Genomic DNA, 11,757 nt, shown 5'->3' on the forward strand with positions numbered 1-11,757 from the left:
CTTACTTGTTCTTGGCTGCGGCTTTCGCTGCCTTCTTGAACTCGCGTACCTCGAGCAGCGATTTCTCGTCCACCACGTCGGCGATGGATCGACGCGCACCGTCGTCGCCGTACGATCCGGCGGCCTTGCGCCACCCGTCGGGCGTGACACCCATCTGCTTGCCGAGCAGTGCGAGAAAGATGCGGGCCTTCTGATCGCCGTAGCCGGGGAGCGCTTTGAGACGCTTGAGCACTTCGGCACCGTCGGGATCGTCGCGGGTCCAGATCTCCTGCGGCTTCCCGTCGTAGTTCTCGACCAGGAACGCCGCGAGCCCCTGGATGCGCTTGGCCATCGAACCCGGGAACCGATGTACGGCCGGGGTCTGCGCGCACAGGGCCGCGAATTCCTCCGGATCGGCGTCGGCGACGGTGTCGACTTTCAGGTCACCGAGACGATCGACGAGCTTCTTCGGTCCTGCGAACGCCGATTCCATCGGTACCTGCTGATCGAGCAGCATGCCGATCAGCAGTGCGAACGGATCCTCGGCGAGCAGTGCATCGGCCTCTGGATCGCCGACGAGGTGCAGTGTGCGAGACATGAGATCGATCCTGCCATGCCCTGCGATGGCGGGTGCCAGGAGCAGAGCGTGCAGATCAGGTGATCGAGACCAACTGGGTGATGTCGTCGAAGGGCAGCGGGCCGTCGACGACGGCACCGACGACGGCGCTGTTGAGGATGATCGATCCGCCGTGGTTGTCGAGGAAGGCGGTGTCGGCTGCGTCGCGTCCGGTGGCGATGCGCACCAGGGTCGATCGCGGTGCGAGGCACGTCGCGTCCACCACTCGCCACTGTCCCTCGACGAACGCTTCGGCGACAGCGTGGAAGTCCATCGGATCGCAGCCCGGTGCGTACACCGCGACCAGGCGAGCGGGGACGTTGACTGCGCGCAGCAGTGCCACCACGAGGTGGGTGTAGTCGCGGCACACTCCGGCACCGGCGAGGAGGGTGTCGACCGCGCCGTCGATGGGGTCGCTGCTGCCCGGTACGTAGCTCAGCCGCGCTCCGACCCAGGACGAGACCTCGGCGAGCAGCTTCTCCGACGGCGGGTAGGACCCGAATTCCGTTGCCGCGAAGCCGAAGAACTTGTCTGCCTCGGAGTATCGGCTGGGCCGCAGGTACAGAGAGAGGTCGTAATCGGAGACCGGAGCAGGCTCGGTGTTGCCGTAGATCGTTGCCGAGTACGACGCCTCGAGCTTGCCGACGCCGGCATGGATCTTGTGGATGCGGGTGCCGTGAGCACCGCTGATCTCCTGCGCTTCGATCGGCTGACCGTCGAGTGTGAACGAGAGTGCTTCCCACACATCGGTTCCTGGATGCGGAGCGATTGCGATCTGGAACTCGAGGGTGCTGGCCTCGGTCACGTCGACATCGAGGTACGCAGAGACGTCACGTTTCATCGTGCCGATCCTGCCATCTTCGGGCCGTTCGCGCAGACTATGACTCGTCGGTGAGGCGATCGCCGGTCACCAGGAAGATGACTCGTTTGGCGACCTCGACGGTGTGGTCGGAGTATCGCTCGTAGAAGCGCCCGAGCAGCGTGATGTCCACTGCGGCCGGGACGCCGTGCGGCCAGTCGGGTGCGGAGGTCAGCATGAACAGGCTGCGGTGCAACGCGTCCATTTCCTGATCCTGGATTCGCAGGTCGGCGGCGAGTTCGGCGTCTCGGGTTTCCAGGACGCGCTGCGTTGCCTCCGCCTGCGCGACGGCAACTCGACCCATCTGCTCGAACACACCCTCGACCTCGGGCGGCAGTACGTGCGCGGGATGGCGACGACGGACCAGTTCTGCGACGTGGACGGCGAGACCGCCCATCCGCTGCAGATCGGCGACGATGTTGATTCCGGAGACGACGCGTCGTAGATCGTGGGCAACGGGTGCCTGCAGGGCCAGGAAGCCGAAGGCTCCGTGTTCCCAGTCGGCCGCGAGTGCGTCGATCTCCTCGCGGTATTCGATGGTCTGCTCGGCCAGCACGATATCGGCGGTCAGCAGCGCACTGGTGGCGTCGACCATCGCCTTTTCGGCAATTCTCGACATTTCGGACAGGTTCGACGCCAGTGAGTCCAGCGCCTCCGTGTAACTGTCCCGCATGTACCACTCACCCCTACCGAATCGGCCCTCGACGCGGGGCCTGTAGGCCTGTACCCCCAAACGCATCCTTCTACACCGAGTCGCTGCTGTGGGAGCCTTTGTCGCATGAACATTGTGAGGTCGGTCATGCTGTTCGCGGTGGCAGCCGTGTTCGAGATCGGTGGGGCATGGCTGGTGTGGCAGGGAATCCGCGAGCATCGCGGGTGGCTCTGGGCGGGAGCGGGCGTGATCGCCCTCGGCGCCTACGGCTTCGTCGCCACCCTCCAGCCCGACGCGAACTTCGGTCGCATCCTGGCCGCATACGGCGGAGTGTTCGTCGCTGGATCTCTGGTGTGGGCGATGGTGCTCGACGGCTTTCGACCCGACCGCTGGGACATCACCGGTGCGTCGATCGCACTGATCGGTGTCGCGGTGATCATGTACGGCCCGCGCTGATTCGCACGGGCCGTACTTCGACAGATCAGCAGTTGGACGGCGCGGGCACTCCGTAGAACCGGTCCTTGATCCAGTTCTGCGCCTCGCCGAGGCCGAGGAGGTCCGGAATGAGGTGTCCTGCACCGGAACCCGGCACGATGGCCGGAACCTGCGCGGCGCTCAGCTGCACGGTGGCACCCTTGCCGCACCAGTCACCGGCCAGTCCGACGGCCTGTCCGTGGGGAACGATGTCGTCGGACGTACCGGACTGAATCAGCACCGGAGCATTCGGCGTCCGCTCGCCGATCTTGTTCTTGGCCAGGACCTCCTGAGCGACGGGCAGCCTGTCCAGCACCACCGACAACGGCTCACCGGTCTTGGTGTACTCGTTGGTGCGGTGCAGCCCGACGTTCAGAATCGTTTCTCCGACACACTGATTCGCGACCAGATTCAGCATGGCCTTGCCTGCGTCGTTGATGTTCTCGTCGATGATGGGCCGCAGGCCGGGGTCGGAGTTGAGCAGACCGTTGAGGGTGTATCCGATGACGCCGGTCAAGATGGTGCCGTCGACCTGCTCGAGGGTCGCCTTCAGATCCGCGGGAGGTGCGCCTGCGTAGGTGCCGACGAGGTTCATCTCGGGTGCGTACTCATCGGCGAGTTCCGCTGCGGCAGCGGCTGCGCCACCACCCTGGGAGTAGCCGTACGCGGCCACCGGGCCGTCAGCGGAGATCTTGGTGCCCTGCAGGTTCTGCGCTGCGCGGGCCGCGTCGAGCACAGCGTGAGCTTCCGAGGCGCGATTGACGTAGGTGTGCGCACCCGGCGTACCGAGACCCTCGTAATCGGTGATGACCACGCCGTAACCCTGCGAGAGCAGCGAGTACGCCGCGAGCACCTCGTACTCGACCATGAAGCCGAGCGGCGGGGTGTAGGTGATGACGTTGTTGAGCATCTTCGACGGCGCACACTGATCGCCCTGACCCTGGGTTCCCGGGGCGAGGACGACGAGCGGACGTGGGCCGGGCCCGGTCCACTCCGCGGCAGGATCGATGTAGGTTCCCGTGACGGCATTGGCTCCGTCGTTGGAATCGGTGCTGCGGTACATGATTCGCGTTGCCGCGCCGGGCAGCGGACCGCCGATTCCGGGGACCGACAGAGCCAGATTCGACGGCTCCGACCGAATCACGTCACCAGGCGAGCCTGCGGGCAGCGGACTCGGTGGAACGTAGAAATCGGATTCGACGGTCGAACCCGTGGACGGAGCAGCCGACACGGCCGGTGCCGTCACCCCGATGAACACTGCCGCCACTGCGACGGCCGAACCGAACACGCGCTTGTACCGCACCCTGGAAACCCCCAACGTCGATCACTTGTCTTCAAGTGAGCGCTACCCCGTGTAGCACTTATCGTGACGCACCTTACGTGATGCACCACACAACGCATAGGGGCTGGTTCGGGCTCCTCACGATCAGCGACGTCGGCGATGCATCGCATTCTTGGCCGTGTCGACCTCGTCGCTGGTGAACGGACGCCCCGGCAGAGCCGATCGGGGGATGCCGTCACCCCGCAAGCCGTCGAGCAACACGGTGAAGTAGCGACGCCAGTTGGCGGCGTCGACGGCGCTGGAGAATTCGACGCACGAGCCGATCATGCCGAGCACGGGATAGAAGTCGTTGACCGCGACGTCCGGCCGTAGCTGCCCGGAGGCCAGTGCTCGATCGACGATCTTCTCGAAGAACGGATCGATGCGCGAGCGAACCTGAGCAATACCGCGGCAGCCCTCGTCGGACCCGAGGACGACGTCACCGAGACCGCGGTCCGCCGACATTCCCTCACACACATCGGTCAGGAACTGCACCAGCCCCTCCCATGGGTCCTGGGCCTCGAGCGCGCGCTGTGCGGTGGCGAGCATGTCTTCGAGACGCTGCTCGAACACGCCGTCGATCAGTTCTTCCTTGCACGAAAAGCGTCGATAGACGGTGCCGACGCCCACCTTGGCGTGCGCTGCGACGTCGTCGAGCGTGATGTCGATGCCGTGCGAGGCGAACAGCTCACGGGCCGCGTCGACGATGCGTCGTCGATTGCGCTCGGCATCTGCCCGTAGCGGCTTCGATGCCGCTGTGTCCGCTCTCACACTCATTCGATGTCCGTTTCACCCGATAAGCGGAGGACATTCCTCCACTTAGCTGCTACCTTAGCTCTACAACCGGAGGGTACACCTCCGCATAGTCGAACCGAGGACACTATGACCACCCTTTCATCGGAGAACGTGGGCGACGCCACGTCGACCACCTCGCCGGTCGACGAACGTTCGCATCGGAATCGTTGGCTGATTCTCGCGACGCTCGGACTGGCTCAGCTCATGGTCGTGCTCGACGCGACCATCGTGAACATCGCACTCCCTGCCGCCCAGCTCGACCTGGGCTTCGACAACGCCGACCGCTCCTGGGTCGTCACCTCGTACGCACTCGCGTTCGGCAGCCTGCTGCTGCTCGGTGGACGACTGAGCGACCTCTTCGGACGGCGCAACACCTTCCTCATCGGGCTCGTCGGCTTCGCGCTGATGTCGGCAGTGGGCGGCGCGGCCGTCAACTTCGGCATGCTCGTCGCGGCCCGCGCTGGTCAAGGTCTCTTCGGCGCTCTGCTCGCCCCCGCGGCCCTGTCCCTGTTGGCCACCACCTTCACCGACACCAAGGAACGCGCCAAGGCATTCGGCATCTTCGGTGCCATCGCCGGCGGCGGCGGCGCTCTCGGCCTGCTGCTCGGCGGCATGCTCACCGAATGGGCCAACTGGCGCTGGAGCCTGTACGTCAACCTGATCTTCGCCGCGCTCGCATTCGTCGGCGGGTTCCTGTTCCTGGCCAAGCACAAGGTCGATGTCCGGCCCAAGCTCGACATCCCCGGCACCCTCGCCGTCTCGGCCGCACTGTTCTCCATCGTCTACGGCTTCGCTCACGCCGAGTCCGACGGCTGGGGCAACTCGGTCACCCTCGGATTCCTGGCCGCAGGTGTGGTGCTGCTCGCGGTGTTCGTGACCATCCAGATGCGCGTCGAGCATCCGTTGCTGCCGCTGCGGATCGTCCTGAACCGGACTCGCGCAGGGTCGTTCCTCGCCGTATTCGTTACCGGCGCAGGCATGTTCGCAGTGTTCCTGTTCCTGACCTACTACCTGCAGAACACGCTGAAGTACACACCCATCACCACCGGGTTCGCGTTCATGCCGATGATCGCGTCGCTGATCCTCACCGCGACACTGTCGACCGCGCTGGTTCTCCCCCGCTTCGGACCCCGCATCCTGATGACGACCGGCCTGGTCGTGGCGTCCATCGGCATGGCACTGCTGACGCAGATCGACGTCGACAGCAGCTACGTCACGCACATCCTGCCCGGCCTGGTCATCATGGGCCTCGGCCTCGGTGCCACCATGGCCCCGGCCATGCAGGGCGCGATCTCGGGCGTCGATCCGGACGACTCCGGCGTCGCATCGGCAACGGTGAACACGATGCAGCAGGTCGGTGGTTCGATCGGCACCGCGCTGCTGAGCACCGTGGCCGCCAATGCGGCGACCAGCTACGTCAGCTCGAACATGGCGACGGCAACCGATGCGGCACTGCTGCAGGCCAACGCGGAGATCGCCAGCTACACCACCACGTTCTGGTGGGCGTCGGGAATCTTCCTGCTCGGCGCGGTGCTCTCGGCCACGCTTCTGAAGAACGGACCGTTGCCTTCGGCTCCCGAAGGTGCGGTAGTCGTCGGGCACTGAGCGGCTTCGCCGCATGTGAGCGGAACCTCGTAGCAGGCTACGAGGTTCCGCTCACGTGCGTCAGCCTTCGAGCAACTTTTCGGTCGCGGCCAGCAACACGCAGGTCGCGACGCCGTCCATCGACTTCTCCAGCTCACCGAGCGAGGGGAAGCTCGGGGCGAGGCGAATGTTCTTGTCTTCCGGATCTTTTCCGTACGGGAAGGCCGAACCGGCGGCGGTCAGAGCGATTCCGGCGTCCTTGGCCAGCGCGATCGACCGCGCGGCCGTGCCCTCGAGCACGTCGAGGCTGATGAAGTAACCGCCCTTGGGTTCGGTCCACGAGGCGATCTTCGACGCACCGAGCCGGTCCTCGAGAATCTGCTGCACCAGAGCGAACTTGGGAGCCAGGATTTCTCGATGCTTGGCCATGTGGGCCCGCACACCTTCGGCATCACCGAAGAAACGCAGGTGCCGCAGCTGGTTCAGTTTGTCCGGGCCGATGCTCTTCTTGCCGAGGTGCTTCTGATACCAGGCGAGGTTCTCCTCGGAGCTGCCGAAGAAGCTGACGCCCGCACCGGCGAACGTGACTTTCGACGTCGAGGCGAACACGAACGCACGATTGGGGAAACCGGCCTCGGCGGCCATGCCGATGACGTCGTAGGACGGCGCGAATTCCTCGGTCAGCGGATGCACCGCGTAGGCGTTGTCCCAGAACAGACGGAAGTCGGGTGCAGCAGTGGGCATGGTGGCCAGCGCGCGAACCACGTCCTCCGAGTACACGGCACCGGTGGGGTTCGAGTAGTTCGGGACCACCCACATGCCCTTGATCTGCGGATCCGACGCCACCAGGTTGGCGATCTCGTGCACGTCCGGGCCGTCGGGTCCCACGGGAACGGGGATCATCTCGATGCCGAAGCTCTCGGTGATCGCGAAGTGCCGGTCGTAGCCGGGGGCCGGGCACAGGAAGCGCACGTTCGGCTCGGCCGACCAGGCTCGCGGCGAGTCGGGCAAACCGTGCAGCAGCGCCCAGACGACGAGGTCCTGCATGATTTCGAGGCTGGCGTTGTTTCCGGCCAGCAGATTCTTCACCGGGATGCCGAGGAGTTCACCGAAGATGGCACGCAGTTCCGGCAGGCCGGCAAGGCCGCCGTAGTTGCGGCAATCGGTGCCGTTGCCGTCCTTGAAATCCGCGCCCGGGAGCGTCAGCAGGTCGGCCGCGAGATCGAGCTGCTCGGGTGACGGCTTGCCACGGGTGAGGTCGAGTGCGAGTTTCTCGGTCTTGAGCTGCGTGTACTTCGCGCTCTGCCGCTCGTGCTCGGAGGCAAGCTCCTCATGGTTCATCAGACCCAACTGGGTTTGCGCTGACATGCGGAGCGGCCTCTCGGTGACTGGTTCCCCGGACAGTGTTGATGTCACTGAAATAAAGGGGACCCCGCGCACCCGGCAGAGCCCATTGACCCTTGCTGCCTTCCGGCCCTGGGGGAGTTCACAGGATGCGCGCCGCGCGGGATCCGTTAGGAAGTGTAGCCGCCTCCCGTCGGGCAACGCATCACCACCCTTCACGCCTCCCGATTTGGGAGATGGTGGGGGTAACCGGGTAAGCTCCCCCACGGAGGATTCGCCTAGTGGCCTATGGCGCTCGCCTGGAACGCGGGTTGGGTTAACGCCCTCAGGGGTTCAAATCCCCTATCCTCCGCCAAAGAAGCCCCCGTGACATGTCACGGGGGCTTCTTGCTGTTCGAGGAGAGGTTGTTCACCGCTTGCCCGCGTCAACCGGGCCGCGCGCCCACCCCGTTCGCGTCTACCCCGTTCGCGTCAATGGCACATTGCAGCGTTCAGACGTATGCAGTGGTCCATTGACGCCGAGCGGGCGGCACCGAACCTAGCGAGCCGACCAACCACCGTCCATGGTGTACGACGCTCCGGTGACCATGCCCGCGTTCTCGGAGGTCAACCACCCCACCAGTGAGGCGACTTCGTCCGGTTCGACGAGTCGCTTGATGGCCGCCTCGGTCAGCAGGACTTTCTCGAGTACCTCGTTCTCGGGGATGTCGTGTGCCTTGGCCTGGTCGGCGATCTGTTTTTCCACCAGCGGCGTTCGGACGTATCCCGGGTTGACGCAGTTGCTCGTCACTCCGTGGGCGGCACCTTCGAGGGCCGTCACTTTCGACAGTCCTTCGAGTGCGTGCTTGGCGGTGACGTAGGCAACCTTGAATTCCGAGGCCCGCAGTCCGTGCACCGACGACAGGTTGATCACTCGACCGAAGCCGCGAGAGTACATGTGCGGCAACGCAGCTCGAACGAGCAGGAACGGAGCCTCGACCATCAGCGTCTGGATTCTGCGGAATGCGCCGGGGTCGAAGTCGACGATCGGTGCGACGGTCTGGATGCCCGCATTGTTGACCAGGATGTCGACGTCCAAGCGAAGGTCGTCCAGCGCGGTGGTGTCGAGCAGATCCACCGACCAGACGTCACCGCCGATCTCCGACGCCAATTCTTTTGCCGCAACGTCGTTCACATCGGCGACGGTGACGTGTGCACCCCGGCCGGCCAGCTCGCGAGCGCAGGCGGCCCCGATGCCGGACGCTCCCCCGGTGACGAGGGCGGAGCGTCCGTTCAGGTCGGTCACTTGAGACCGGCCTTCGCCAGCTCGGCCTCGGTGGCCAGGTTCTTGGCGTCGGCGATGTCGATGCTCTCGAGCGCCAGTCCCTTGGTCTCCCGAGCGACGACGACGGCCACGACGGTGATGGCGCAGGCCACGGCGAGGTACACCGCGATCGGGACGGACGATCCGTAGACGTCGAGCAGCTTCACGGCGATGATCGGGGCCAGCGAGCCGGCGACGATCGAGGTGACCTGGTAGCCGAGGGACACACCGGAGTACCGCATCCGCGTCGGGAACATCTCGGCCATGATGGCCGGCTGTGTGGCGTACATGAAGGCGTGGAACATCAGGCCGATGATGATGGCCAGCATGATGACGACGTTGTGGCCGCTGTTCATCATCGGGAAGGCGAAGAAGCCCCACGTGGCCGCGGTGACGGCACCGGCGAAGTAGACCGGGCGACGACCGACGCGGTCGGCGAGCTTGCCCACCAACGGAATCGTGCAGAAGTGGATCGCGTGGGCGATCAGCATCCACCACAGGATCGTGGAGGTATCGGTACCCACCTCGACCGAGAGGTACGTGATGGAGAAGGTGACGACGAGGTAGTACATGACGTTCTCACCGAAGCGCAGTCCCATCGCGGTGAAGACGCCACGCGGGTAACGCTTGACGACCTCGAAGACGCCGTACGACGCGGCCTTGATGACCTCGGCCTGCTTGTGGGCCTCGAGGAAGATCGGGGCGTCGGAGACCTTGGTGCGGATGTAGTAGCCGACGAAGACGATGACGGCGGAGAGCCAGAACGCGACGCGCCAGCCCCAGCTGAGGAAGGCCTCATCGGACAGGGTGGTGGTCAGAACGAGCAGCGCGACGGTGGCGAGCAGGTTGCCTGCGGGGACGCCTGCCTGCGGCCAGCTGGCCCAGAATCCGCGAGACTTGTTGGGGCTGTGTTCTGCGACGAGGAGAACCGCGCCGCCCCATTCGCCGCCGACGGCGAAGCCCTGGATGAATCGCAGCGTCACCAGCAGGGCCGGGGCCCAGTAGCCGATCGCCTCGAAGGTCGGTAGGCAGCCCATGAGGAACGTGGCTCCGCCGACGAGGACGAGGCTGAACTGCAGCAACTTCTTTCGGCCGTACTTGTCGCCGTAGTGGCCGAAGACGATGCCGCCCAACGGCCTGGCGACGAAGCCGACGGCGTAGGTGACGAAGGCCGCGAGGATCGCGTCGAGCTCACTGGTTCCGGCAGCGAAGAAGATCTTGCTGAACACCAGTGTTGCGGCGGTGCCGTAGAGGAAGAACTCGTACCACTCGACGATGGTGCCTGCCATCGATGCTCCGACGACCTTCTTGAGGCCTGTGGGGGTGGCATCGGGATCCGGTTCGGGTCGTTCTGTCAGCGGCTGATCGACGCTCATGTTTTCTCCTGTGTTACTCAGCACGTCACGTTCATGCATGTGATGGACCACACAACTGCGGGTTGCTCTGAGTATTGGTGCAGATGTTTGTGGGCGCAAGAGCCATGAACGCAGGTCGGATCTGCAAAACTGCACACATGACGCTCGGTGGCGCGAAGATCCCCAGTGCAGACGACCTGCTGGTGCTGCTCGCTGTCAGTCGAACCGGTCGTTACAGCTCCGCGGCCGACGACCTGGGGATCAACCACACGACCATTTCCCGACGCATCGCCGCACTCGAGGACACGCTCGGCGGCCGCGTCCTGACCCGAGGTGCCGGTGGCTGGGAACTGACACAGCTGGGCCGCGGCGCGCTGGCCGCTGCCGAGGCCGTCGAGGATGCGCTGCGGACCCTCGTCTCGACCGACGCAGGTGCGTTGGAAGGCGTCGTACGTATTTCCGCGACCGACGGATTCAGCGCCTACATCGCGGCTCCGGCCGCCGCGCGGGTGCAACGTGCTCATCCGCGGGTGTCCGTGGAGATCGTCGCGGTCACGCGGCGCGCGTCGCAGCAACGATCGGGCTTGGACATCGAGATCGTCGTCGGCCAACCGCAGGTGCATCGCGCCGAGGCCATCCGACTCGGGGACTATCTACTCGGCCTCTATGCATCCGAGGCCTATCTGGAGGACCACGGAACGCCGCAAGTGCCGGCCGACCTCTCCGCACACCCGTTCATCTATTTCATCGACTCCATGTTGCACGTCGACGATCTGGATCTGGCCCCCAACTTCACCCCGACGATGCGCGAATCGGTCACCTCCACCAACGTCTTCGTCCACGTCGAGGCCACTCGCGCCTCGGCGGGCATCGGACTGCTGCCGTGCTTCATGGCCGACCGCCACCCCGACCTACGACGAATCCTGCCCGACGCCATCGCGGTGAAACTGACCTACTGGCTCGTCACCCGCACCGAAACCCTGCGACGACCGGAGGTATCGGCAGTGGTCGACGCGATCCGCGCGGTCGTCACCGAGCAGCGCTCGGCTCTGCTGGGAGAGAGCTGACTAAAAGGCCGCGTCATATTCGTGTCATGACTGAATTCCCAGGCGTAAAGGATCCGTAAGGATCGTCTTCAGGCCAATTTCGACGGCGTAAACATATCGGTGACCGGAGGGCCATGAGCCCTCCGACCAGCGCTGATGATGCGTTGGACCGCCAGCGCTGAAGATGCGTTGGACCGCACTATGTCGAAGAGGCTCGAACGTTCATGGCTGATTTGGGTTATCTCCTCGTCACGGCCGCGGGATTCGGTGTGTGTGCACTGATCCTGCGGGCGTTGGCGACCACTGCCACTACGAAGGCGAAGGCGAAATGACGCTCGACGGAACCATCAACGTCGTACTCGTGGTGATCGCCGCCGCAGTGGTCATCTATCTGTTCGTCGCTCTGCTCGACCCGGAGAGGTTCTGAGA

Annotated in this window: 12 protein-coding genes, 1 tRNA gene and 1 other RNA gene; 5 read left to right on the forward strand and 9 right to left on the reverse strand. The window is 64.8% G+C overall.

The window, feature by feature from the left end; all coding sequences use genetic code 11:
* Position 1 precedes the first annotated feature (1 nt).
* Genes ABZ677_RS13285 through phoU form a run of 3 tightly spaced genes read right to left on the reverse strand, consistent with a single transcriptional unit; the run spans position 2 to position 2,127 of the window.
* Complete coding sequence (locus ABZ677_RS13285; protein ID WP_358369965.1) at positions 2-577, reverse strand: HhH-GPD-type base excision DNA repair protein; 576 nt, start codon at positions 575-577, stop codon at positions 2-4.
* Positions 578-632: 55 nt separating this feature from the next.
* Positions 633-1,436, reverse strand: coding sequence for a transglutaminase family protein (locus ABZ677_RS13290; protein ID WP_052047332.1), 804 nt, complete (start codon positions 1,434-1,436; stop codon positions 633-635).
* A 37-nt stretch (positions 1,437-1,473) separates the two neighbouring features.
* Positions 1,474-2,127: a phosphate signaling complex protein PhoU gene (gene phoU, locus ABZ677_RS13295; protein WP_037187751.1), complete on the reverse strand. Its 654-nt coding sequence runs from the start codon at positions 2,125-2,127 to the stop codon at positions 1,474-1,476.
* 105 nt (positions 2,128-2,232) lie between these two features.
* On the opposite strand from phoU, the gene ABZ677_RS13300 reads away from it, so the two are divergent.
* A complete protein-coding gene (locus ABZ677_RS13300; protein ID WP_037187749.1) occupies positions 2,233-2,562 on the forward strand; it encodes a YnfA family protein in 330 nt (109 codons plus the stop codon).
* Positions 2,563-2,587: 25 nt separating this feature from the next.
* On the opposite strand, the gene ABZ677_RS13305 is transcribed toward ABZ677_RS13300, so the two are convergent.
* Together ABZ677_RS13305 and ABZ677_RS13310 are read right to left on the reverse strand one after the other, a co-directional pair.
* Positions 2,588-3,883 carry a lipase family protein gene (locus ABZ677_RS13305; protein WP_358369970.1) on the reverse strand — a complete coding sequence of 432 codons (1,296 nt, stop codon included), beginning with the start codon at positions 3,881-3,883 and terminating at the stop codon, positions 2,588-2,590.
* A 123-nt stretch (positions 3,884-4,006) separates the two neighbouring features.
* The gene (locus ABZ677_RS13310) at positions 4,007-4,678 is read right to left on the reverse strand and encodes a TetR/AcrR family transcriptional regulator (protein ID WP_358369972.1); all 672 of its coding nucleotides are present in this window, start codon (positions 4,676-4,678) and stop codon (positions 4,007-4,009) included.
* 105 nt (positions 4,679-4,783) lie between these two features.
* Between ABZ677_RS13310 and ABZ677_RS13315 the strand changes: the two genes are divergently transcribed.
* Complete coding sequence (locus ABZ677_RS13315; RefSeq protein ID WP_170945875.1) at positions 4,784-6,301, forward strand: DHA2 family efflux MFS transporter permease subunit; 1,518 nt, start codon at positions 4,784-4,786, stop codon at positions 6,299-6,301.
* 60 nt (positions 6,302-6,361) lie between these two features.
* Here ABZ677_RS13315 and ABZ677_RS13320 read toward each other — a convergent pair whose 3' ends face one another.
* Complete coding sequence (locus tag ABZ677_RS13320) at positions 6,362-7,648, reverse strand: aminotransferase class I/II-fold pyridoxal phosphate-dependent enzyme (protein ID WP_358369975.1); 1,287 nt, start codon at positions 7,646-7,648, stop codon at positions 6,362-6,364.
* Between the two features lie 53 nt (positions 7,649-7,701).
* Positions 7,702-7,796, reverse strand: an RNA gene (ffs, locus tag ABZ677_RS13325) — signal recognition particle sRNA small type.
* A 95-nt stretch (positions 7,797-7,891) separates the two neighbouring features.
* Here ffs and ABZ677_RS13330 point away from each other — a divergent pair.
* Positions 7,892-7,979: transfer RNA gene (locus ABZ677_RS13330), tRNA-Ser, on the forward strand.
* Between the two features lie 183 nt (positions 7,980-8,162).
* Here ABZ677_RS13330 and ABZ677_RS13335 read toward each other — a convergent pair.
* Both ABZ677_RS13335 and ABZ677_RS13340 read right to left on the reverse strand, forming a co-directional pair.
* Entirely contained in the window at positions 8,163-8,909 is a 747-nt protein-coding gene (locus ABZ677_RS13335) for a 3-hydroxybutyrate dehydrogenase (protein ID WP_037187737.1), read from the reverse strand.
* Positions 8,906-10,303, reverse strand: coding sequence for an MFS transporter (locus tag ABZ677_RS13340; RefSeq protein WP_037187735.1), 1,398 nt, complete (start codon positions 10,301-10,303; stop codon positions 8,906-8,908). The genes ABZ677_RS13335 and ABZ677_RS13340 overlap by 4 nt, the downstream gene beginning before the upstream one ends.
* A gap of 137 nt (positions 10,304-10,440) precedes the next feature.
* On the opposite strand from ABZ677_RS13340, the gene ABZ677_RS13345 reads away from it, so the two are divergent.
* On the forward strand, positions 10,441-11,349 hold the full coding sequence (locus ABZ677_RS13345; RefSeq protein WP_176460616.1) for a LysR family transcriptional regulator: 909 nt from the start codon (positions 10,441-10,443) through the stop codon (positions 11,347-11,349).
* A 307-nt stretch (positions 11,350-11,656) separates the two neighbouring features.
* Positions 11,657-11,755, forward strand: coding sequence for a K(+)-transporting ATPase subunit F (gene kdpF, locus ABZ677_RS13350; RefSeq protein ID WP_080734555.1), 99 nt, complete (start codon positions 11,657-11,659; stop codon positions 11,753-11,755).
* Positions 11,756-11,757 lie beyond the last annotated feature (2 nt).

Source organism: Rhodococcus sp. NPDC006774 (genome assembly GCF_040636045.1).
In the GTDB taxonomy this organism is placed as follows: Bacteria; Actinomycetota; Actinomycetes; order Mycobacteriales; family Mycobacteriaceae; genus Rhodococcoides.

Coding starts and splice junctions, on each gene's coding strand:
- ABZ677_RS13285 (WP_358369965.1), bottom strand. CDS start 577: ATGTCTCGCACACTGCACCTCGTCGGCGATCCAGAGGCCGATGCACTG.
- ABZ677_RS13340 (WP_037187735.1), bottom strand. CDS start 10,303: ATGAGCGTCGATCAGCCGCTGACAGAACGACCCGAACCGGATCCCGAT.
- ABZ677_RS13345 (WP_176460616.1), top strand. CDS start 10,441: ATGACGCTCGGTGGCGCGAAGATCCCCAGTGCAGACGACCTGCTGGTG.
- ABZ677_RS13315 (WP_170945875.1), top strand. CDS start 4,784: ATGACCACCCTTTCATCGGAGAACGTGGGCGACGCCACGTCGACCACC.
- ABZ677_RS13310 (WP_358369972.1), bottom strand. CDS start 4,678: ATGAGTGTGAGAGCGGACACAGCGGCATCGAAGCCGCTACGGGCAGAT.
- phoU (WP_037187751.1), bottom strand. CDS start 2,127: ATGCGGGACAGTTACACGGAGGCGCTGGACTCACTGGCGTCGAACCTG.
- ABZ677_RS13300 (WP_037187749.1), top strand. CDS start 2,233: ATGAACATTGTGAGGTCGGTCATGCTGTTCGCGGTGGCAGCCGTGTTC.
- ABZ677_RS13320 (WP_358369975.1), bottom strand. CDS start 7,648: ATGTCAGCGCAAACCCAGTTGGGTCTGATGAACCATGAGGAGCTTGCC.
- ABZ677_RS13290 (WP_052047332.1), bottom strand. CDS start 1,436: ATGAAACGTGACGTCTCTGCGTACCTCGATGTCGACGTGACCGAGGCC.
- kdpF (WP_080734555.1), top strand. CDS start 11,657: ATGACGCTCGACGGAACCATCAACGTCGTACTCGTGGTGATCGCCGCC.